The sequence below is a fragment of the Subtercola lobariae genome (genome assembly GCF_014640255.1).
Taxonomy (GTDB): domain Bacteria; phylum Actinomycetota; class Actinomycetes; order Actinomycetales; family Microbacteriaceae; genus Subtercola; species Subtercola lobariae.
This window is the reverse complement of sequence record NZ_BMGP01000006.1, coordinates 274,770-294,324: the sequence shown is the minus strand read 5'-3', so window position 1 is coordinate 294,324 and position 19,555 is coordinate 274,770. Positions and strand designations below refer to the sequence as shown.

26 protein-coding genes are annotated in these 19,555 nt (G+C 65.1%); 13 read left to right on the top strand and 13 right to left on the bottom strand.

The genetic code is table 11. From position 1 onward, the window contains the following. The first annotated feature begins 1 nt into the window (after position 1). Both IEX24_RS16570 and IEX24_RS16565 read left to right on the top strand, forming a co-directional pair. Positions 2-361, top strand: coding sequence for a YciI family protein (locus tag IEX24_RS16570; RefSeq protein ID WP_188680243.1), 360 nt, complete (start codon positions 2-4; stop codon positions 359-361). Continuing rightward, entirely contained in the window at positions 361-1,641 is a 1,281-nt protein-coding gene (locus tag IEX24_RS16565; RefSeq protein WP_188680241.1) for an RNA polymerase sigma factor, read from the top strand. Before IEX24_RS16570 ends, IEX24_RS16565 begins: the two co-directional genes overlap by 1 nt. An 87-nt stretch (positions 1,642-1,728) precedes the next feature. Here IEX24_RS16565 and IEX24_RS16560 read toward each other — a convergent pair whose 3' ends face one another. Then, a complete protein-coding gene (locus tag IEX24_RS16560) occupies positions 1,729-2,379 on the bottom strand; it encodes a DUF2510 domain-containing protein (protein WP_188680239.1) in 651 nt (216 codons plus the stop codon). A 203-nt stretch (positions 2,380-2,582) separates the two neighbouring features. Between IEX24_RS16560 and IEX24_RS16555 the strand changes: the two genes are divergently transcribed. After that, a complete protein-coding gene (locus IEX24_RS16555) occupies positions 2,583-2,804 on the top strand; it encodes a hypothetical protein (protein WP_188680237.1) in 222 nt (73 codons plus the stop codon). 45 nt (positions 2,805-2,849) lie between these two features. Here IEX24_RS16555 and IEX24_RS16550 read toward each other — a convergent pair whose 3' ends face one another. From IEX24_RS16550 to IEX24_RS16525, 6 genes are all read right to left on the bottom strand, one after another. After that, a complete protein-coding gene (locus IEX24_RS16550; protein WP_188680235.1) occupies positions 2,850-3,245 on the bottom strand; it encodes a type II toxin-antitoxin system VapC family toxin in 396 nt (131 codons plus the stop codon). Beyond that, a complete protein-coding gene (locus tag IEX24_RS20085; protein ID WP_188680232.1) occupies positions 3,242-3,499 on the bottom strand; it encodes a type II toxin-antitoxin system Phd/YefM family antitoxin in 258 nt (85 codons plus the stop codon). Before IEX24_RS20085 ends, IEX24_RS16550 begins: the two co-directional genes overlap by 4 nt. 60 nt (positions 3,500-3,559) lie before the next feature. Further along, entirely contained in the window at positions 3,560-3,751 is a 192-nt protein-coding gene (locus IEX24_RS16540; RefSeq protein ID WP_188680230.1) for a PLDc N-terminal domain-containing protein, read from the bottom strand. 116 nt (positions 3,752-3,867) lie between these two features. After that, positions 3,868-4,848 carry an SLAC1 family transporter gene (locus IEX24_RS16535; protein ID WP_229715445.1) on the bottom strand — a complete coding sequence of 327 codons (981 nt, stop codon included), beginning with the start codon at positions 4,846-4,848 and terminating at the stop codon, positions 3,868-3,870. Then, complete coding sequence (locus IEX24_RS16530; protein WP_188680228.1) at positions 4,841-5,860, bottom strand: 2-dehydropantoate 2-reductase; 1,020 nt, start codon at positions 5,858-5,860, stop codon at positions 4,841-4,843. Before IEX24_RS16530 ends, IEX24_RS16535 begins: the two co-directional genes overlap by 8 nt. A gap of 144 nt (positions 5,861-6,004) precedes the next feature. After that, entirely contained in the window at positions 6,005-7,405 is a 1,401-nt protein-coding gene (locus IEX24_RS16525) for an amidohydrolase family protein (protein WP_188680226.1), read from the bottom strand. 97 nt (positions 7,406-7,502) lie between these two features. Here IEX24_RS16525 and IEX24_RS16520 point away from each other — a divergent pair, with 97 nt between their 5' ends. Then, positions 7,503-8,297 (top strand): IclR family transcriptional regulator, encoded by a 795-nt coding sequence (locus IEX24_RS16520; protein ID WP_203586043.1) that lies wholly within the window; start codon positions 7,503-7,505, stop codon positions 8,295-8,297. A 16-nt stretch (positions 8,298-8,313) separates the two neighbouring features. Here the strand turns inward: IEX24_RS16520 and IEX24_RS16515 are convergent, their stop codons facing one another. Beyond that, complete coding sequence (locus IEX24_RS16515) at positions 8,314-9,252, bottom strand: amidohydrolase family protein (RefSeq protein WP_188680217.1); 939 nt, start codon at positions 9,250-9,252, stop codon at positions 8,314-8,316. A 112-nt stretch (positions 9,253-9,364) separates the two neighbouring features. Beyond that, on the bottom strand, positions 9,365-10,216 hold the full coding sequence (locus IEX24_RS16510) for a DUF1206 domain-containing protein (RefSeq protein WP_188680215.1): 852 nt from the start codon (positions 10,214-10,216) through the stop codon (positions 9,365-9,367). Positions 10,217-10,350: 134 nt separating this feature from the next. Here IEX24_RS16510 and IEX24_RS16505 point away from each other — a divergent pair, with 134 nt between their 5' ends. The 3 genes from IEX24_RS16505 (at position 10,351) to IEX24_RS16495 (ending at position 11,943) form a co-directional block, all read left to right on the top strand. Continuing rightward, positions 10,351-10,728: a hypothetical protein gene (locus IEX24_RS16505; protein WP_188680213.1), complete on the top strand. Its 378-nt coding sequence runs from the start codon at positions 10,351-10,353 to the stop codon at positions 10,726-10,728. Positions 10,729-10,802: 74 nt separating this feature from the next. Then, entirely contained in the window at positions 10,803-11,498 is a 696-nt protein-coding gene (locus tag IEX24_RS16500; protein WP_188680211.1) for an alpha/beta fold hydrolase, read from the top strand. Positions 11,499-11,553: 55 nt separating this feature from the next. Beyond that, the gene (locus IEX24_RS16495) at positions 11,554-11,943 is read left to right on the top strand and encodes a hypothetical protein (RefSeq protein ID WP_188680209.1); all 390 of its coding nucleotides are present in this window, start codon (positions 11,554-11,556) and stop codon (positions 11,941-11,943) included. On the opposite strand, the gene IEX24_RS16490 is transcribed toward IEX24_RS16495, so the two are convergent. Both IEX24_RS16490 and IEX24_RS16485 read right to left on the bottom strand, forming a co-directional pair. Then, positions 11,937-13,505 carry an MDR family MFS transporter gene (locus IEX24_RS16490; RefSeq protein ID WP_372435756.1) on the bottom strand — a complete coding sequence of 523 codons (1,569 nt, stop codon included), beginning with the start codon at positions 13,503-13,505 and terminating at the stop codon, positions 11,937-11,939. The genes IEX24_RS16495 and IEX24_RS16490 overlap by 7 nt on opposite strands. Before the next feature lie 236 nt (positions 13,506-13,741). Beyond that, positions 13,742-14,197 carry a GNAT family N-acetyltransferase gene (locus tag IEX24_RS16485; protein ID WP_229715442.1) on the bottom strand — a complete coding sequence of 152 codons (456 nt, stop codon included), beginning with the start codon at positions 14,195-14,197 and terminating at the stop codon, positions 13,742-13,744. Between IEX24_RS16485 and IEX24_RS19695 the strand changes: the two genes are divergently transcribed. Together IEX24_RS19695 and IEX24_RS16480 are read left to right on the top strand one after the other, a co-directional pair. Next, the gene (locus IEX24_RS19695; RefSeq protein WP_229715440.1) at positions 14,190-14,345 is read left to right on the top strand and encodes a hypothetical protein; all 156 of its coding nucleotides are present in this window, start codon (positions 14,190-14,192) and stop codon (positions 14,343-14,345) included. The genes IEX24_RS16485 and IEX24_RS19695 overlap by 8 nt on opposite strands. Positions 14,346-14,354: 9 nt before the next feature. After that, positions 14,355-14,864: a GNAT family N-acetyltransferase gene (locus IEX24_RS16480; RefSeq protein WP_229715437.1), complete on the top strand. Its 510-nt coding sequence runs from the start codon at positions 14,355-14,357 to the stop codon at positions 14,862-14,864. 36 nt (positions 14,865-14,900) lie between these two features. Here IEX24_RS16480 and IEX24_RS16475 read toward each other — a convergent pair whose 3' ends face one another. Continuing rightward, positions 14,901-15,506 (bottom strand): TetR/AcrR family transcriptional regulator, encoded by a 606-nt coding sequence (locus IEX24_RS16475; RefSeq protein ID WP_188680205.1) that lies wholly within the window; start codon positions 15,504-15,506, stop codon positions 14,901-14,903. A 119-nt stretch (positions 15,507-15,625) separates the two neighbouring features. On the opposite strand from IEX24_RS16475, the gene IEX24_RS16470 reads away from it, so the two are divergent. Both IEX24_RS16470 and IEX24_RS16465 read left to right on the top strand, forming a co-directional pair. Beyond that, on the top strand, positions 15,626-16,195 hold the full coding sequence (locus IEX24_RS16470) for an NAD(P)H-dependent oxidoreductase (RefSeq protein WP_188680202.1): 570 nt from the start codon (positions 15,626-15,628) through the stop codon (positions 16,193-16,195). A 110-nt stretch (positions 16,196-16,305) separates the two neighbouring features. Beyond that, the gene (locus IEX24_RS16465) at positions 16,306-16,968 is read left to right on the top strand and encodes a hypothetical protein (RefSeq protein WP_188680200.1); all 663 of its coding nucleotides are present in this window, start codon (positions 16,306-16,308) and stop codon (positions 16,966-16,968) included. Here the strand turns inward: IEX24_RS16465 and IEX24_RS16460 are convergent. After that, positions 16,937-17,578: an alpha-ketoglutarate-dependent dioxygenase AlkB gene (locus tag IEX24_RS16460; RefSeq protein WP_188680198.1), complete on the bottom strand. Its 642-nt coding sequence runs from the start codon at positions 17,576-17,578 to the stop codon at positions 16,937-16,939. The genes IEX24_RS16465 and IEX24_RS16460 overlap by 32 nt on opposite strands. A gap of 174 nt (positions 17,579-17,752) precedes the next feature. On the opposite strand from IEX24_RS16460, the gene IEX24_RS16455 reads away from it, so the two are divergent. Next, positions 17,753-18,400 (top strand): hypothetical protein, encoded by a 648-nt coding sequence (locus IEX24_RS16455; protein ID WP_188680196.1) that lies wholly within the window; start codon positions 17,753-17,755, stop codon positions 18,398-18,400. A gap of 206 nt (positions 18,401-18,606) precedes the next feature. Beyond that, a complete protein-coding gene (locus IEX24_RS16450; RefSeq protein WP_188680195.1) occupies positions 18,607-19,464 on the top strand; it encodes an NAD(P)H-binding protein in 858 nt (285 codons plus the stop codon). Positions 19,465-19,555 lie beyond the last annotated feature (91 nt).

The window sequence follows — 19,555 nt, the reverse complement described above, 5'->3', positions numbered from 1 at the left end:
GATGAAATACATGATCGCAATGTTCGGCAGCGCCGGCGAGATGACCGAGGTGCAGTCGCCCGAATGGATCACCGAGATGATCCAGTTCATGGTCGGCCTCGATGAGAAACTGCGCGAGTCGGGCGAGCTCGTGCTCGCCGAGGGGCTGACCGACGGCGAGCTGGCGAAAACCATTCGGCTCGAGAACGGGCAGCCGGTGGCAACCGACGGGCCGTTCGCCGAGGCTAAAGAGTCGCTTATCGGCTTCTGGATCGTCGACGTCGAAAGTGAGGCACGAGCCGTCGAGATCTGCGGGCAGATCGCGGCCTACTCGGGCGTGGTGGAGTTGCGCGCGATTGCGGCCGGTCCGCCCGAGGTGTGATGCGGCAAGTGGGTGCTGCAACCGTCGACCTGCTGCGTGAGTTGGCGCCGCAGGTCATCGGTCTGCTGACCCGTCGGTACGGCAATTGGGCGTCAGCCGAAGACGCCACTCAGGAGGCGCTGATCGCCGCCTCTACACAGTGGGGCGAGGGTGGGGTGCCCGAGCATCCGAAGGCCTGGTTGGTCACGGTGGCAACGAGGCGGCTGGTCGACGAGTTCAGGAGCGACGGCGCGCGCCGCGAGCGCGAGGCAGCGGTGGGCGAGTTCGACCCCGAAGAGATCGCATCCGGCGGCGAGTCTGCAGAAGACGACTCGCTCACCCTGCTCTTTCTGTGCTGCCACCCCGCCCTCTCTACCCCGTCGCAGCTCGCTCTCACGCTGCGTGCCGTCGGAGGCCTCACTACCGCCGAGATCGCACGCGCGTTTCTGGTGCCCGAATCGACCATGGCGCAACGCATCAGCCGCGCGAAGGCACAGCTCAGGGCCCTGCGCGGCGAGCCCGGGCCGCTCTTCAGCCTTCCTCCCGAGGCCGAACGCGCCGCGCGTCTCGCGGTGGTGCTGCAGGTGCTCTACCTGATCTTCAACGAGGGCTACACCCCCGGATCACGCCCGCGCGGCACCCACGGCGACCGATCGGCAGCTGAAAGCGGGGCAGACCTCACAACTGAGGCCATCCGTCTCGCCCGGCTCGTGCATCACGCCCTGCCCGAAAACGGCGAAGCCAGCGGATTGCTTGCACTCATGCTGCTCACCGACGCGAGACGCCCGGCCAGCCAAGACGCCGACGGCATGCTCGTGGCCCTCGCCGACCAAGACCGCTCCCTCTGGAGGCGCGACTTCGTCGCCGAAGGCACAGCACTTCTGACGCGCACCCTCGGCGCAGCCACGCTGGGCCCCTACCAGCTGCAGGCCGCCATTGCTGCGGTGCACGATGAGGCTCCGGATGCCCGCTCCACCGACTGGGCGCAGATTCTCGCCCTCTACGGCACTCTCGAGCGCATCTCGCCGGGAGCCGTCGTGACGCTGAATAAGTCGGTCGCGGTGGCCATGGTGCACGGCCCGCGTGCCGGGCTGGCAGAACTCGCAACCATCGCCGATGACCCGGCGATGCGCCAGACCCACCGATTCGACGTGGTGCGCGGGCACCTGCTCGAACTCGCCGGTGACGCCGAGGGCGCCCGCGGATGCTACCGCCGGGCCATCGCGGCCACGGCGAGTACGGCCGAGCAGCGGTATCTCGCGCTGCGTGCCGCGCGGCTCGGCCTCGGCGCGGGCGAGTAAACGGGAGTACTGCTACCGAGGGCCCCAAGCACAGGCGCTACCCTCGCTTTGACCCACCGGCGTGAGCAATCGCGGGGGCGAAGCGGGTTACCAGTAGTGACTGATCAACGGGCCCACCGCCGCGAGCGCAATGCTCACCTTGACGATGCCCACGATGCCACTCACCACGAGCAGACCCACGTAGACCCACAGAACACGCATGCCCGCGCGCAGCTGCGAACGCACCACCACCGTGCGGCCGATCATGTACGTGATTCCGTACAGAAAACTCCACGCCCAGTGAAAGCGGCGAGCGAGACCTTGTCGCCCCAGCCGCCGATAGTCGAGGTACGCGAAGACGACCGTGCCGATGTACGTGACCCAGCCGATGGCGACGAGCGCGTAATACCCGGCGCCGAGGCTCGAATAGACGGCCGCGTTGCCGAGCCTGGTGCTCGAGGCCGCGAAGATCGCCGTGAAGAACGGCGTCATGTTCCAACTCAGCACGCCGATGATCGACAGCACGGGGAGCAGCGCGACAACCCAGATGAAAGCGTTGTACGGCGTGTTCGCCGGCACCGTTTCGCCCAGACGCACTCCGCCGCTCGCCTCGGGGGCGGTGTAGACCGACGCGGCCGTGTCGTACACGTGGTCTGTCCAGGCCGAGCCGTTCCACCACCGCTGGATGCTCGCGCCCGACCCATCGGGGTACCATCCCGCCGGCGCCGCGCCACCTGCAGGGGGTATCTCGTTGCTCACATCTTCTCCTTCTGTCTTCGCACTGTTCGCGCACCTCGTTCGCGCACTCTGTTCACGGGCCTCACCAACAAGCTCGCACCCTGTTCGTGCTCCCCTCGGCTGGGTCGGCCGGCGCCCTGTCGCTGACTTTACCTCCAGCGAATGCGAGTACAAATCCGCCCCGCCCTGTCGCACCTCACAGCGACCACGACGAAGATGGACCCATGAACCCCACCAAACGGCTGATGTTCTGGCTGAAGGTGCCTTACGCCGCAGACGTGGCGCTGGCGCTCATCGCCGTCGCCCTGCTGGCCGGCGGCCGCTCCGTTGGCTGGTGGGTTCTCGTCTTCGCGGCAGTTCGCGCAATCGTGGGCACGATCGCCCTCGTCTGGATAGCCCCGCGCATGCTAGCCCGCCGCACTTCCCCACCGCCAACGCCCCGTTAACGTTGAGCCGGCATTCTGCCAACGCGTCAGGGATCTGACATTGAGTCAGGGATCTGACATCACGTCGACGGCCAGGCCCCGCGAGACGGTCTGCAGTCGTGCATCATTGGTCCACAACTCATCACAATGGTTAGCCTGAGCAGTCGCGAGATGAAGCGCGTCAGGCGCGGAAAGTCGATGCCGCGCCCGCAGCTCGGCCGCCCGCAGATACTGACCGGCCGCGATATCGACCGACCCGAACTGCGCGAACGCCTCAAGGTAATGATCATGGAGAGCGAGGTCATCGTTTCTCAACGGACCAACCAGGCATTCCATTTTGACGAGCGGACTGATGACGAACGTCTGTTCGCTCGCATCTGCCAAGCGCTGACGAACATGCGCACCTCGCGGGCCGTCGTCTTCAACGGCGTAGATGAGCACGCACGAATCGAGATACGTCACTCCCATGCGTCTCGCTCACTCGCGATCTGCTCGTCGAGTTCGCCAATCGATCTCGCCGAATAGCTAGGGGCTGGGTGGGTAGTCAGCCACGCGGCAGCACGACCGCCGGTAAACCGGGCAGATTCATCGAGCACGGGCACAAGTCTCACCACTGGCCGCCCTCGCTTCGAGATGACGATCTCCTCACCTCCGCTCGCGGCGCTCACGAGCTTCGAGAGACTGTTGCGTGCGTCTAGCACGTTGACCGACCGCATACCGTTCCTTTCTGGCCAGGTTATCTAGCCAGAATAGCACGAGAATTACTCATCTGCATGTTAGCGGTTGACGCGACCTCGGCCGAAGATGAGCCAGAGAATGGTGCCGAGCAGGCTCAAGAAGAAGGCCACGAGCATCCAGAGCAGCTTGCCGAAGAAGCCGTGATTCGGGTTTCGCGCGATCGAGACGATGGTGGCGATGAAAATGATGAAGAAGATGATGCTGAAAACGGAGGCGGTAATCGGATCCACGGGCGGAAGCACCACTTTCTGCGCACGGGCGGCGCGTCAGCCCCAGTGTAGCGATTCGCCGCGAGTGGATGCCCGGCAGAACCTTGCCGAGCTACACGGCGACAACGCGGCGCACCTCAGGCGCGGCGCTGCCTGACCACGAAACGAATGGAAGCCGCGGCGATGGCCACGATCACGGCCGAGGCCAGACCCAGCACCACCCACGACACGGCCATCCACCCGTCGAACGACGACGCGGCGAAGAACCTGATGGCGAAGTTCGTGGCCGAGGCGATGGGAAAGGTGAAGGCCCAGAAGGCGAGACTGAACGGAATGCGGCTGTACTCGGGCACCAGAATGAATTGCACGAGCAGCATGATGACCACGACTCCGGCGAACGCGTACTCGACCGCGCCAGCTTGGCTGCCCGTCGCCGCGAACCAGGCGATGCCTCCGGTGGCTGGGGGTGCCAGTAATACGGCAAGGGTTGGTTTGACGGCATCCGGCAGCTGACTACGCGTCATCAGGCGACCCGTCACGATGGTGCCCACGACGAGCCAGAAGAACACGCCGACCCCGAACGCGGCGATGGCGGCCTCGTGCGCGCCGACACTCGAGAGGCCGATGCTCGCGATGAAAGCTCCGGCCACCACCGGCAGAAAATAGCCCGGGTGTAGCGAGTCGATGTGCAGGTCGCCGATGATCCAGTGCGCGAAGAGCTGCGCCGCGACAATGCCGAGGGCGGCAACGAAGGCGGCCATGATGGAGGGCGCGGCAGCAGGAATGTACTGGCCGTAGTGCGTGGCCAGAACGATGCCGACCACGGGAATGTACGAAGCGAACGGGCCGCTGCCGGGGTGCGTCAGGTCGGCGCGAAATGTGCCGCGCGAGAACGCGCCGAGCGTGATGTAGATGACGCTGAACACGGCCCAGATGACCGTCGCGACGGCAAAAAGCACCTGCGCGGGCCAATCGGGGGCGCCGAGCAGGGTGCCGGCCGCGGCCCAGGCTGCGCCGAGCCCGCTGAGCCCGAGCGGAATGGCGAAGAGGTTGAGCCCGAGCCCCCGCGGAACCCGGCGCCCGACGCGAGCGATGCGCCCACCCACCGCGTCAGGCACCGAGCGAGTTCTGGTACACGCAGAGCCCGGTGTACGCGAGCTCGAGCCACGTCACGTCTACGCCCGACGCCCGGCCGCGGCGCGCGAGATCGCCCACGATCTGCTCGGCCTCAACCGCGCGGCCCTGCGTGAGATCGCGATACATCGAGGTTGCGAATAGCGAGCCAGGCTCGGTGAGGATGCCCGTGAGACGCTCGCGTGCACCCTCGCTCGGAGCGAAACCTGCCGCGGTCGCCACGGCGAACGCCTCACCGAGAATGCTCTCGGCCGCGTGGGCGCCTCCGGGGACCGCGACGATCTCGCCGATGGGAGCCCGCAACAGGGTGGTGAGTGCCCCGCCTGATGCGAGCATCATCCACTTCTCCCAGAGGTCGTGCTCGACGCGGGTGGAGAGGGTGGTGGAGAAGTCGGCGCCGGCCAGAGATGCGTCGACCTCGTGCATCCGCTCGCTCAGAGAGCCGTCGAACTCGCCATAGGCCATGGCCGCGCCGGGGCCGACCTGGCGAATGGCTCCGTCATCGTCGAGTTGTACCGAGATGCGGCAGAGCCCACCGATGACGTGCTCGGCGCCGAACCGCTCGCGCAGCACGTCGATGTGCCGAATTCCGTTCAGCAACGGCAGAATGAGCGTGTTCGGCCTGATGGCGGGCGCCAGGTCATCGAGCGCCTGGTCGAGGGTGTACGCCTTGACCGACAGCAGAACAAGGTCAAAGCCCGCGCCGGCACCGGCGGCAGTGGTGGCACTGGCCCCGCTCGCCTCCTCGGCGGGGGCCCCGATCGAAGCCGCACCCGAGCCCGCGGCTGGGCCAGCAGCGGCAAGCTGTTCGGCCGTCACCGTCTTCACATCGACCACGAATTCGTCGGCTCGAAACGGCCGGATGCGAAGCCCGTCGGCCGCCAACGTCGCTGCCCGCGCTGGCCGCACCAGGTACGTCACGTCTCGGCCGGCCGCAGCGAGCTTCGCTCCGAAGAACCCGCCCACGCCGCCTGCGCCCACCACCAGAATCCGCACGATCTGCCGCCTTTCCGCCCTCTGAACGGTACCGCACGGCAGAGCTCACATCACCGCACGGCACCGTTCAGGGGCCCGGACTGCGCACTCGACGACAGCAGCACCGGCAACAGCGGCGTGAAGCCTCCGGATGCCCGCGCCCGACTACCGCGCAGGCCGCTCCGAAACGTTCCACGCCTCGTCGCCGATCACCGATTGCAAGTAGTCGACCGTCTCGGCGACCGCACTGCGCGCTTCGGCGAGCTGCGCGTCGAGCAACAGCTTGCCCTCGTGTTTCACCACACGACCGTTCACCAGAACGGTGTGCACATCGCCCCGACCGGCTTGAAACACCAGGTGACCTTCGGGGTTCAGAATCGGAAACAGCGTCGGTGACGCATCATTCTTCACCAGCACCAGGTCGGCCTTCTTGCCCACCGTGATGCTGCCGACCAGGTCGGTTCGGCCGATGGCGGCGGCTCCACCTATAGTTGCGAACTCGACCAGATCGGTCACTCGCGTCGAGAGACTCGTCACCGTCTCGCCTGCGGCGTGCGCCTCTGCGTGCTCGGTTCCGCGATCGGCATTGGCTGTGGCCCGCATCGCGGAGAACATGTCAGCGCTCCACCACGACGAGGTGTCAACCGACAACGAAACGTTTATTCCGTAGTTTCGGGCACGAAAGCCCGGCAGGTAGCCCTGTCCGGCGCTCGCCTCAGATTCTGCCGACAACGACACCGAACCACCGGCGGCGGCGATCTTGCGGTACGACTCAGGCGACAGAGTACCTGCATGCACGTGCGTCACCCGGTCAGTCAGAAACCCGTTCTCAGCAATGAGATCGATGCCGGCGTCACTGGTTGCACCCCACACGCCACTGTGCGTCGTCACCGGCACATCCAACTCACGGGCAGCCTCGAACCCCGCTCGTTCAGGAAACGACGGGTCACCTTGAACGTCGAAGGCCAGCGCGAAGCTCAGCATGTCGGTCTGCTGCTCGGCTCGCTGCCGTGCGAAGGCGCGAAACTCGGGGGTGGTCGCCCAGTCGGCTGGGCTCCCCGAGAAATTACCGTAGGCGAACACGAAACGGCCCGGCACCGCCTGCAACGCGGCGACGGCGGCCTCGCCATACTCGACGGTGCGCAACCCGTGCGACCAGTCGAGCGTGGTGGTCACTCCCGAATCGAGTGACTCCACTGCGGCCAAGAGGTTACCTGCATAGACGTCTTGCGGCCGAAAGTGGTGGCCGTGGTTGATGTAGTAGAAGTAGAAGTAGTCGGTCAGAGTCCAATCGGCACCGAAGCCGCGCAACGCGGTCTGATACATGTGGCGGTGCGTGTCGATCATGCCCGGCATCAGTATGCCGCCCGACGCGTCGATCTCGCGGGTGCCCTCAGGCACCGCTAGCCCTACACCGATGGCAGCGATCGAGTCGCCCACCACCAGCACATCGGTATCGCGCACGGTTCCCACAGCGGGGTCGACCGAAACGACCGTGGCGTGGCGAAATACCAGGGTCCGGGCATCCGTACCACCGTTGTCGCCGGAGAATTCAGAATCAGTCATGTTCGCTCCTTTACGAAAATCACCTGTGTTTTCGATAAAACGCTAGCCGCGACGCCCCGAGAGCGAGTAAATTTTCCACTCACCGGAACAGAGAGTGATGGCAACGATGCCGCTACCCGTAGATGCTCAGCCCATCGACAAGCGATCTGGCGTGGTGCAACGCGCCTTCGCGCTGCTGAGCGCGTATGACGAGAGCCACGTCGCCTTGCCGCTGCGCACCCTCGCGAGGCGCAGCGGTCTGCCGGCCAACACGACACTGCGCCTAGCCCGCACGCTCGTCGAATTGGGCGCGCTCGAACACGACGCCGAGGGCCGGTATGTCATCGGCGTCGGCCTCTTCGAAATCGCTGCTCTCGCCCCTCGCGGCCACGGGCTCAGAAGACTTGCAATGCCATTCATGGAAGACCTCGGCCGAGTGACAGGCCACCACATTCTGCTGAAGATTCGCGAGGGGGCCGAGGCGGTGCTGATTGAGCGACTGTCGCCGCACGGGTCAGAGCCGCTGTCGTTTCGCATCGGAGGGCGCCTGCCGCTCGACTCCACCGGCGGCGGCCTCATTCTGTTGGCGTACGCGCCGAACGACATTCAAGAGGAGGTCTGCCGAAGCTTCACCCCTCTACCCGGCTACGAAGCCGTTCAGAGTGGCGACGACCTACGCCGAAGTCTTGCCGCCATCAGACAAGACGGTTTCGTAGCCGCACGGCGATCATCGCCCTGGTTCTGTGCCGCGGTCGCCGCGCCCATTCGCGACGACTCGGGCGCGGTCATCGCTGCGCTGTCGGTCGAACTCAGAACAGACAGACTCGACAACGCCGAAGCGAACGCCCTCGTTCCGGCCGTGGTCACCACTGCGCGGGCCATCTCTCGGCGCGTTTCGCCTGGCCTGCTCTGAATAGGCATGATTTCTCTCAGGAGAAAACGCGGCCGAAAACCGATTTGGCTGTCAGGTGGTTGATTTGCGTCTCTACACCGGGGTTGATGTCGAAGTACGCATCGAGGCCGGCGGTGAAGTCGGTGACGAACGGGTGCAGCGGCGCGGCCGGCCAGTCGGTGCCGAACATGACGTGGTCTGCGCCGGCGAACTCGATGAGCGCGGCGAGTGTGGCCGGGCTGCTCGAGAGCGCTGTATCGAAGTAGAACTTACGCAGGTCGTCATGCACGTTCTGTGCGGACTGGCCCGGTGTGATTGCCGCGAGCGCCTCGAACCGACCCGACTGATACGGCACGAACCCGCCCGCGTGAGCGAGAACCACTTTAACCGAGGGGAAATCGCGCAACACACCGTTGATGACCATATGCACGGCGGTTCGCGTGGTGTCGAACGGCCAATCGACCCAGCCCATCGCCCCGGGAAGATCTGTCAGGCCCGGGGTGGGCGTGGGGTGAATCACCACGACGGCCGAGCGATCGTCGAGCGCCTGCCACAACGGCCGAAACGATGCGTCGCCGAGGTAGAGGCCGCCGGCATTGCTCATCAGCCCGACCCCGTCGGCGTGCAATTCGTCGAGCGCGTACACGGCTTCTGCCACGGCGCCTTCGACATCGGGCAGCGGAATGCCCGCAAAGAGCCCGAAGCGGCCAGGCCGACGTTGCACAAGCTCGGCTCCGAACTCATTGACACCGCGGGTAAGCTGGCGAGCCGCAGCATCGCTGCCGAGGTGAGCGCCCGGGGTCGTGAGCGAGAGCACAGCGGTCTGAATGCCGACGGCATCCATCATGCGCAACGCCTCGTCTTCAGACCAGTGAGGAACGCTTGGCAGTGCGCCCTCGATTTTCATCGCCGCATCGATCCACTGCGGGGGCATGAAATGCTGATGAACGTCGATGCGTTGTGATGTTCGCGCCATATGCTTCTTCGCCTTTCGCTACGATTACCGTGTCGGAAGTAAACCTACGTTTCGGCGCGAAAAGCTGGCAGATAGCTTCCACTCAGTGGAAAGCTATCTCTGGGTCGAGAGACTAGAGGTTCCCCCAGCGCGCCCGTGCCCCGAGGTACAGGCCGTAGGCGATGAGCCCCGCGCCCACGACGATCAAGATGACCACGCCGAACGGCAACGCCGCGAGAGAGGTCAGTGCGCCATCCATACCGCTCGCCTTCGACGGGTCGAGCGTGAAGGCGGCAACCACGAACAGAATGCCCACGACGGCGAGCGCCACGCCCTTCGCGATGTAGCCGACGATGCCGAGGCCCACCACCGCGCGACCCGTGGTGCCTGCGGGCACGCTCAGGTCTTTCGTGAACTTCTTGGTGATACCCCGCACCACGAAGAACACGCCGATGCCGAACACGACCAACCCGATGATGACCAGCAGAATGACCCCGCCGGGCGTCGCGATCAGCTTCGCACTCGCGCTCTGACTGCTGCTCGCCGAACTCTTCGAACCGCCGAGCGCGAAGGTGAGCGCGGTGACACCTATCGCGATATACGCCACCGCCTTGCCGAACTCAGACACCCGCTTGCCCCAGCGCTTCTTCGCGTCGCTCTCGCGCACCAGAAACCCGGAGATGATCTGCCACAGGCCGAGGGCGAAGAGCCCGACCACGATGACCCAGAGCAGCACCTCGCCCGCGGGGTTCGACGCGAGCTGGGCGAGCGCGCCCGACTGGTCGGCTTCGGTACCACCTGAGCCACCCGACGCCGATCCGTTCGCACCACCGCTCGACGCGCCAGAGACGGCGATCGAGATCGCAATAATGCCGATCAGCACGTGCAGCAGCCCATTCACTGCGTACCCGAGGCGGGCGAGCAGTTGCAGTACGGTGCTGTTCTTGGCCGTATCGGCGGCCTTCGTCGCAGAGGAGCCGGTCATCCCCTCAGCGTAACGACGCATCGCTGATCTGCTTCAGGGGTTGCAGGATGCCCGGGGGTGTGCCACGACGAACCCGTCAGGCTCTAGGCTTGAGGGGTATCTCACCAGAACTGACATCTTGAGGAGTCGAAGCGATGGTTGACAACATTGTCGACAAGGCGCCTGGCAAGCCGCTGCCGAGGCCGCTCGCCGGCCTGACGTTCGTGCTCATGTGGGCCGTCGCTATTGTGCTGTTCAGCATCGCCCACCTGGTGACCGACCCGCACGCCGGCGCGTTCGTCGTCGACACCGGCCTGGTTCTGCTCTCGGTGGGCTTCAGCATGCTGTTCATCGACTTCGCGCGCACGGCGGTTCGCGGGCTGCTGTTCGGGCTCATTGCGCTGGTGCTGTTCGCGATCGGTGACTTCGGGCAGATTCTCGTTCTCACCTACACGCTGCGCATTCTCGTTCCGCTGATGGCGCTGTTCATGCCGGTCAACCGAATCTCGGCGAACTTTCGTATCTTCGCGTAGAGCTTCTTCCCGGGCTTCTCGGCTGTGAGGTTGTGGGCCTCGCGCCCGATTGGGCGCCGCAGTACCGTGTGGATATGACTACCATCGTGCTGATTCCCGGTGCCGGCGGCGATAGCTGGTACTGGCACTGGGTCATTCCGCTGCTCGAGGCTCGCGGTTTCGACGTTATCGCACCCGATCTGCCTGCCGCCGACGAGTCGGCGACGTTCGACGACTATGCCGACGCGGTGGTGAGCGCCATCGGTTCGCGGCGCGACGATGACCTCGTAGTGGTCGCCCAATCGCTCGGCGGGTTCACCGGTGTGATGGTGAGCGAGCGCCTCCCCGTTCGGATGCTCATTTTCGTGTCTGCGATGATTCCCGCCTTCGGCGAATCGGCGGGTGAGTGGTGGTCGAGCACCGGCCAGGGCGAAGCCACCGCACGCTACGCAGTCAGCGGGGGTCGAGACCCATCGGCGCCCTTCGATGTCGACGAGATCTTCTTTCACGACGTCGCGGCCGACGTCAAGGCGGCCACCTTTGCTCGCGGCGAGACGCCCCAGAGCGAGGGCATTTTCTCCTCCCGGTGGCAGGCTACGCGGTGGCCAGCCGCCGAGGTACGGGTCATCGCCGGCCGAAACGACCGCCTCTTTCCACTCGATTTCATGCAGAAGATCAGTCGCGATCGCCTCGGCATCGAGCCGGTCGTCATCGACGCCGGGCACCTTTCTGCACTGAGCGCACCGGATGCTCTGGCCACCCTCATCGACGAATTTACTCATTCGGCGTAATGAATCGCCCTTTCTCGTGTCTCCCATTTGGGGGGTATTTTGAAAAGGGGTGATCATGAAAGCGATCGACGTCAGTTACGACACCGATTCGCGTGTTTTCGGCTTTCACAACCGGCACGGGCAGCGGGTCGGCATCTCCGTAGCGCCGGGCTGGCCGGTAGCGGCCGTCGGCACGGTGCTTGTCGCGTCGATGCTCGGCTCCGGCACTCTGATCGGCTACCTCGCCCGCGCCGCACATGAAACCAAGTTGCGACTCGTCATTCTGACCGTTCTCACCGACTCCGGTGAGCAGGTGGCCGGGCCAGTGCTGAGCGATCAGCTCGACGATGACGAAGCAGGCCTCATCATGCGTGCTGCGGCGCGCACCGACGACCCCATCAGTACCCTCAGACGCTTCGTCACCTTTCGCCCCGACCGCGGTCGGAGTTTCTCGGCGCATCAGTGACCGGCGGGCACGCCCTCCAGCGAATCAGCCGGCTTGCGTACGAAGAACGCCACCACGATCGCGCCGATGGAGATGATCGCTCCCACCAAGAAGGCCGCCCGAATACCGTCGACTTGCGCCAGAACGGGGTTGTCGCCCGCAATGACGAGATTCGTTGCCCGTGTCGACATGATGGTCACGAACAGCGCCGTTCCGGCCGCTCCGGCCACCTGCTGAATCGTGCCCACAACCGCTGAACCATGCGAATAGAGCGATGGCTTCACCGAACCGAGGCTCGCACTGAAGAGCGGGGTGAACAGCAGCGCCAAACCGACACTCAGCACGATGTGCACGATCAAGACCATCCACACCGGCGTGGTCTCGGTGACCATGGTCAACGACCAGAGAGCGGCGCTCACGATGATGGAGCCCGGAATGAGCAAGACACCCGTGCCGCGTTTGTCGTAGATTCGCCCGACCAGAGGCGCCAGCGCGCCCATCACCAGGCCGCCGGGCAGCAGAAGCAGGCCCGTCGACAGCGTGGTGAGCCCGAGCACATTCTGCAAGTAGATGGGCAACAGAATGAGCGTGCCGAAGAGGGCCATCATGCTGATGGCGAACATCACGATAGAGAGCGTGAAGTTCTTCGACAAGAAGGTGCGGAGGTCGAGCAGCGCCTTGTCACCCCGCTGCAGCTGAAGCTGGCGGAGAATGAAGAGCGCAAGCGCTATGCCACCGATGACGAGCGGAGCCCAGCTGGGCATCCACCCCACCGGCGCACCCCCGCCACCGACGGTGGTGAGGCCGTAGACCAGGCCGCCGAATCCGAAGGCCGAGAGAATGACCGAGAGCACGTCGAACGGCGCCTTGCGCGGCGTGGTCACGTTGGGAATACGCATCGCCCCAAGCACGAGCGCAACCACGGCGATGGGCAGAACGAGCCAGAACATCCACCGCCAGTCGAGCACGCTCAGAATGAGGCCCGAGATAGTGGGGCCGATGGCCGGCGCGACCGAGATGACAATCGAGATATTGCCCATGGTGCGGCCGCGTGACGCCGGCGGAACCAGCGTCATGACTGTGGTGATGAGCAACGGAAACATGATGGCCGTGCCGCAGGCCTGAATGACGCGACCCACGATGAGCATGTCGAACCCGGGTGCGCTGGCGGCAAGCAGTGTGCCGATGCTGAAAAACGACATTGCGGCGATGTAGACGGGTTTGGTATTGAAACGCTGGAGCAGGTAACCCGTGATGGGAATCACGACGGCCATGGTGAGCATGAATGCAGTGGTCACCCATTGCGCCTGCTCGGCCGGAATGGAGAGGCTGACCATGAGTTTGGGCAGCGCCACACTCATGATGGTTTCGTTCAGAATGACGATGAACGTGCTGACCAGCAGAATGCCGATAACCAGTCTGTTGCGAGCATCGAGGCGCCGTTCTTCGGCTTCAGAGGCGCTCGTTTCGCTCTCGGCGGCGCGGGCGCTGCTCTCGGCGGCACGGGCGCTGTTGTTCTCGATGAAGACTTCGGTGGGCGCCTCGCTGGCGATTTGTACGTCGGGGCTCGAATTGTCTGGCACCGGGGGCTCCTGTCGTTGCAAGCAGTAGGGAGGTGTGAAAAATCTGAGAAAGCTGTGGGTTCACGGTAAAAGCCGTGCGCCTCGGTCAATATTCCGGTGTGACGGTGAATTCTTCGTGCGTTTTCACGCTAACCGAGGCCACCGACAACGACCAGCGCGAGCATTCTGCTCCGCTAGCGCCTCCCCCGAAGCGCTTTGTGTACACCGTTCACATTACGCGAACGGGCCGCACGACGCTAGTCGAGAACGCGTTCGTAGCAGAGCGACTGCGGCGACTCGGCGTAGTACCCGAAACACGGAATGGGCAGGTACTGCTCCCGCTCATAGAAACGCACCGCGTCAGGTTGTGCGGGCCCCGTCTCGAGTTTCAGAACGGTGAGACCGCGCTCACGAGCTTCAGCTTCGAGGGCGTGCAAGATGCGCGTCGAAACGCCGGTGCCGCGCGCGGCGGGGGTAACGAACATCCGCTTGATCTCGGCTGCACCGGCACCGAGCAGGCGAAGAGCTCCGCAACCGACCGCTTCGCCGTCTGCCGAACGGGCGATGAGAAACACCTCGACATTGTCGGCTGTCGGCTTGGTTCCAGGTTCGGTGTCGGCGCCGTAGCGGTTGTCGAGCTCGAACCGCTGGGCCTGGCGCAAGCGGTCGCCGTCTGCGTGGTGCCAGTCGGCGCGTTCGATCGAAATGCTCACACCCTCAATTGTGCCGCACCCGCCGGTCACCGGATGCTCGTGGGCGAGCCTGCGCGTGCTCAAAGCCCGCCCCCGTGGCTGGCCGGCGCCACACCGCGCGACGCTCGCCACCCCCGTCGCGCTCTTCTTCGGGCTGCGCACGTCGTAGGCTCGAAGGGTGAGTCTGTCAGGCGTCATCATTCGCCCCACCACCGAAGAAGACTGGCTCGACGTGCGCGCATTGCGCCTCGAAATGCTCGCCGATACCCCCATAGCGTTCGGCGACACCCTCGAGTCGGCGCGGCAGCTCGGCGAGGGCTTCTGGCGCGAACGCGGTCGACGCGGAACGGCCGGCTCCGGCGCCAATCTCGCCGCCATCGATGAAACCACCGAGCGCTGGGTGGGCACCATGGGCGGCTACATCGACCGAACCGTCGGCCCCATGCTCGTGGGCGTCTACGTTTCGCCCGCCTACCGCGGCGTGACGCGCGGGGTCACGGATGCCCTGATGACGGGCATCGAAGACTGGGCTCGCACCGAAGCGGATGCTCTGACCCTCCACGTGCACTCTGAGAACTCTCGCGCGATCACGGCGTACGAGCATCGCGGATATGTGGCCACCGGGCGGCTCTTCCCTTACATTCTCAACCCGCACCAGCGCGAACTCGAGATGCGCAAGGCGCTCTGAGCCTTACGTTCGCGTCAGATTGGCTTCGGGATCGCTTCAGGATCGAGGCCGAGCGACCCGGCGCACCAGGTCTTCCCAGCCGTCGGCGACCCGCCGCATCTCGATCTGCTCGCCCCGGTTCTCATAGAGCACGAGCGCCGCATCGAGCGTCGCAATGAGGTTGAACGACTGAACATCGACGTCGCCATCGAAGCCCGCCTGCCGCAACAGAATGGAGATGTGCAGTTGCCCAGCCGCCCGAGGAGGCGAAACGAAACGGGCGTCGGGCCCCTCGTCGGCTGCGCGCAATAAGTCACCCTGCACCGCGAGAATCGCAATGCGTTCGCGGCCGAACGCCACGAGACGTTCGATCGGAGCCGCGCCGGGGCCGAGCGGCGGCGGACCGCTGAGAAACCGCCGCTGAAACTCGGTTTCGATCTCGTTGATCAGCTCGAGCAGCAAACCCGTGCGTGAACCGAAACGACGAAACACGGTGCCCTTGCCGAGGCCGGCGGCGCGGGCGAGCCCGTCCATCGTGAGATTGTCTACCCCGTTCTGCTCGAGCAGGGCGCGGGCCGTGCTGAGTAAGAGGGCGCGGTTGCGGGTGGCGTCTGCTCGCTCGGGTTGAGTGGGCTGAGCCAGAGGCAACTGCCGGGCATCCATTCACGAAATGTAGCACGAGCGGGAATAAACGGACCATGGTCCGGTTGTACCGAGCATCAACGGGTTATTCCGGCGTCGTGCGCCGGTTCGACCGAAACCTTTTACGCCTAGGAGCACACATGTCTGAAACCTCGATTCTCGTTCTCGTCGGCAGCCTGCGCGCCGGCTCCACCAACCGCCAGCTCGCCGAAGCCGCCGCAGGGGTCGCCCCCGAGGGCGTCAGCCTCACCATCTTCGAAGGTCTCGCCGACCTACCGTTCTACAACGAAGACATCGACGTTGAAGGCTCAGTTCCCGCCGCCGCCACCGCCTACCGCGCTGCAGTTGCCGCCGCCGACGCCGTGCTCGTGATCACACCCGAGCACAACGGAACCATTCCCGCCGTGCTGAAAAACGCCATCGACTGGGCTTCGCGCCCCTACGGCTCGAGCCCCATCTCGGGCAAGCCCGTGGCCACCATCGGCAGCGCATTCGGCCAGTTCGGCGGAGTTTGGGCACACGATGAGGCCCGCAAGTCGTTCGGTGTCGCTGGCGCTTCGGTGCTCGAAGAGATCAAGCTCTCGGTTCCCGGCTCGCTGGTTCGTTTCGCCGAACTGCACCCGAAAGACGACGCCGAGGTGTCGGCTCAGCTCACCGAGGTCGTCAGCGCCATCGCCGCAGCCGCGTCAGAGCAGAAGGCCGCCGCCTAGGCCTTCTCGCCTTTCGCGTCTCCTCCTTCACAACCACGCTTCGAGCCGCCCCGTGCACATTTTCTGTGCCGGGGCGGTTTCACGTGGATGCCCGGGGCGAGCATCGAGGCATGACAACCCTCACCGCAGAACACCCGCCCCAGCTCGACGAGACACACACCCTCACCCCTCCGCAGGGTGAGCCGCGGCAGTTCGACCCGCCGGAGTCGCCTCGGCGTCACCTGCTGCTCGACCAGCCGCTGCGTACAGACGCACACATCGAAGAGCGCGTCATGAGCACCATCGGCACCGCCTGCCGCCATCAGCTCTGGCTCCTCATGCTCACGTCGGCCGACCTGCAGGTGCCCCTTGCATTTCCGTGCGACGACTTCTCGGTCGAGCCTGACAAAAAGCAAGCTAACGTACTCTTGGCTTTCATCGCGGGACTCATGGCTGACCGTGGCGCGACTCAACTCATCGCTGTCTGGGAGCGCCCGGGTCGCGGCGCGCTCAGCCCCGCAGACGCACGGTGGGCTCAGCTGATTGCCCACTCTTGCGAGAGGCGCGGCATCCCCCTTCGAGCCCAACTCCTCAGCCACTCGCGAGGCGTCTGCCTTCTGGGGCCGGCCGACTTGGCGTCGAGCGATTCGCAACCGGCCGACCAGGAGACTACAGACTCGAAGCCTGCCGGCCCAAACTCGACCGACCTGGCGTCGGCCGACCCGAAGGCGACCGACCCTAGGGTTGGGGCAGGGGCTGGAGTCAGGCTCCCAAGCGCTTCCAATACGGCCTGAACTGAACACTGATGCGCGGGCCGACCGCCTGTTTCGTCTTCAGAATGGCGTGCTCGTGGGTGCGCTGGCAGCTACCACCCATCACCACCAGGTCGCCGTGACCAACGGCGAACCGGCGAACCTCACCGCCGCCCTTCGGCCGCACCGACAGTGTGCGTTCTGCGCCGACCGACACTATCGCCACCATTGTGTCGCGGTTAATCAGCCGACCCACCCGATCGCCGTGCCAGGCAACGCTGTCTTCACCGGTTCGATAAAAGCAGAGCCCCGCGGTCTCGAACACCTGGCCTTTCGGCCGGCCGTAATGCTCGTTGAGGTCGAGCTGGGCGCGCTCGAGCACAGCGTCGGGCAGCGCGCTCTCTGGCCCGAACCACGAAACCAGTCTCGGCACGGCTACAACGCGGTCGTACATCTCTCGCGAGTCGGCCTTCCACGGCACGCGCTGTGCGAGTCGCTCGAACAGCTCGTCGGAGTTGGTCACCCATCCCGGCCGCACGTCGAGCCAGGCGCCCTGCCCGAGCTCGACGCGATCGACAGCACCCCCCAGCGGCTCGAGTTCAGGCTCGGCCCCTGGCTCATCGAACAACGACTTCTGGTAAGCAACATCCATGCCTCCACGCTACACACATTCGAACATATGTTCTATTCTTTTCGGCAACCCATGCCAACTGATAACCTGCGAAGCAGAAAAGCGTTGTAGCTGATGTGGCCGGGGCACCCACACCGTTCGGTCCGTCGTCGAACCACGGCCGATTCCGGCCGTGACCTGCGTAAGGAGAAGCGTGTGAGCACGCCCGTTTCACCAGAGCCACAGCCTGTGCCCTCGCCCCGCCCACGAAACGTGCCGTTGCTGGTGATTCTCGGGGTGATCGGCGTTCTGCTCCTGGCGGTGATAGTGCTGCTCGCCTTCATTCTGTTCAGCCCGACCACGGTCACCACGGGAGCCCCGGTGACGGCATCGCCGACGAGCACAGTGACGTCAGCCCCGAACTCGTCGACGACACCCGGCGCAACGTCTTCGGCCGCAGCGTCGAACGGTGCGGCTGCCGGCACGGGCACCCAGAGCAAACCGACCCCGACCCCCACCACCCCGACCGCAGCGAAGAAACCCTTGATGCAGGTGTTCAACACCCACGGAGTGCAAGTCGTCTGTGTCACCGGCACCGACGCGGTGCCCGCCCAACTGAATTTCGACCTCACCTTCGACTATTCAGCGCGCGACACCACAGCCGTGTACATCGGAGTCGACACCGACGACGCCGTCGCCAACCCATTTGACGGGCCCCTGCCCGCAGTCGGCTCGGTCACCGTGCCCTTCAGCTGCTACGGCCCGCACACCTACAGCTTCGCCGCCGTCGGCGCCGATGGCTCGCGCGACGAAGGCTCCGTCACCTTCGTCAACCACGGCGACCCCGACCCCTACGCCAAGTAGGCCGTCACACGCCACATCAGCGTCACGCCGCCCCGCGGCACTACTCAGTGACGAGACGCATCAACCTGTTTTGGGGGCGCGCCCTCTCGCGTCGATCGAATAGGCTTACGGTATCGAGATGCGGCGTCGGAACGTCTCGATGCCAGCTCGGCGATTCGCCGGCTCGGTTTTCCATGGCGTATTCACTACGCATATTGGAGACCGTTATGGCCATTCTCGACAACAGACCCACCCTCGTCGTGGGAGCAACCGGCAGCGTGGGCGCGCTCGTGCTCGCAGAGCTCAGGCAACTCGGTGTTCCCGTTCGCGCCTCATCACGGCACCCTGAACCCGGCCGATTTCCCGCCGACGTCGACGTATTCGCCGCCGATCTCACCGACGCAGACTCCCTGATACGGGCCTTCGACGGCGCTCGCCAGGTGTTTCTTTACGCCAACCCGCACGGCGTCGACACGGTGATCACCGCCGCGCGTGCGGCAGCGCTCGAACGAATCGTCGTGATGTCGTCGGGCAGCATCATCCACACAACATCGGCCGGCAATGCCATCACCGAAGAGCACCGCCAGGTCGAAGACGCCTTCGCGGCCGCGGCTGACATCGCCGTCGTTCCCCTTCGCCCGCTGGTCTTGGCAAATAACGCTCTGAGCTGGGCGTATCCGATCAGGGCAGGCCGTGCGCTCGCGCTCTATCAGCCCGATGCGGCCACAGCGCCCATTCACGAGCGCGACATTGCTGCCGTGGCAGTCGCCGCACTCACCCGTGGCCCGAGTGCCGACGTCAGCGCCATGCTCACCGGCCCGGCCATGCTGACTCAGCGTGAGCAAGTCGCTGCGATCGCGCGCGCCATCGGCCGCCCCATCGCCATCGAAGAACTCTCGCGCGATGCGGCTGCCGAGCAGTTTTCACGCTTCATGCCCGCGCCAGAAGCCGAAGCCGTTCTCCAGTTTCTCGATGACGCGGCCGCAGGCAACTCGCCTGCCACAGACGCGACCTCGCGCATCCTCGGCCGCCCCGCGCTCACCTTCGACGAGTGGGCCACCGATCACTCGGCTGACTTCGCGTGACGCGTCGCCACCGCGCCTCGACAGTGGCGCACCGCCGCTTTCTCGACGCGGGCCGCTACCTCCGCCGCCTCTGACCGGTGGGGGCTTCGAG

Excerpts from the sequence above, each read along its gene's own strand:
- IEX24_RS16570 (WP_188680243.1), top strand. The coding sequence starts at position 2 with ATGAAATACATGATCGCAATGTTCGGCAGCGCCGGCGAGATGACCGAG.
- IEX24_RS16565 (WP_188680241.1), top strand. The coding sequence starts at position 361 with ATGCGGCAAGTGGGTGCTGCAACCGTCGACCTGCTGCGTGAGTTGGCG.
- IEX24_RS16555 (WP_188680237.1), top strand. The coding sequence starts at position 2,583 with ATGAACCCCACCAAACGGCTGATGTTCTGGCTGAAGGTGCCTTACGCC.
- IEX24_RS20085 (WP_188680232.1), bottom strand. The coding sequence starts at position 3,499 with ATGCGGTCGGTCAACGTGCTAGACGCACGCAACAGTCTCTCGAAGCTC.
- IEX24_RS16525 (WP_188680226.1), bottom strand. The coding sequence starts at position 7,405 with ATGACTGATTCTGAATTCTCCGGCGACAACGGTGGTACGGATGCCCGG.
- IEX24_RS16520 (WP_203586043.1), top strand. The coding sequence starts at position 7,503 with ATGGCAACGATGCCGCTACCCGTAGATGCTCAGCCCATCGACAAGCGA.
- IEX24_RS16515 (WP_188680217.1), bottom strand. The coding sequence starts at position 9,252 with ATGGCGCGAACATCACAACGCATCGACGTTCATCAGCATTTCATGCCC.
- IEX24_RS16510 (WP_188680215.1), bottom strand. The coding sequence starts at position 10,216 with ATGACCGGCTCCTCTGCGACGAAGGCCGCCGATACGGCCAAGAACAGC.
- IEX24_RS16505 (WP_188680213.1), top strand. The coding sequence starts at position 10,351 with ATGGTTGACAACATTGTCGACAAGGCGCCTGGCAAGCCGCTGCCGAGG.
- IEX24_RS16500 (WP_188680211.1), top strand. The coding sequence starts at position 10,803 with ATGACTACCATCGTGCTGATTCCCGGTGCCGGCGGCGATAGCTGGTAC.
- IEX24_RS16495 (WP_188680209.1), top strand. The coding sequence starts at position 11,554 with ATGAAAGCGATCGACGTCAGTTACGACACCGATTCGCGTGTTTTCGGC.
- IEX24_RS19695 (WP_229715440.1), top strand. The coding sequence starts at position 14,190 with ATGCTCACACCCTCAATTGTGCCGCACCCGCCGGTCACCGGATGCTCG.
- IEX24_RS16475 (WP_188680205.1), bottom strand. The coding sequence starts at position 15,506 with ATGGATGCCCGGCAGTTGCCTCTGGCTCAGCCCACTCAACCCGAGCGA.
- IEX24_RS16470 (WP_188680202.1), top strand. The coding sequence starts at position 15,626 with ATGTCTGAAACCTCGATTCTCGTTCTCGTCGGCAGCCTGCGCGCCGGC.
- IEX24_RS16465 (WP_188680200.1), top strand. The coding sequence starts at position 16,306 with ATGACAACCCTCACCGCAGAACACCCGCCCCAGCTCGACGAGACACAC.
- IEX24_RS16460 (WP_188680198.1), bottom strand. The coding sequence starts at position 17,578 with ATGGATGTTGCTTACCAGAAGTCGTTGTTCGATGAGCCAGGGGCCGAG.
- IEX24_RS16450 (WP_188680195.1), top strand. The coding sequence starts at position 18,607 with ATGGCCATTCTCGACAACAGACCCACCCTCGTCGTGGGAGCAACCGGC.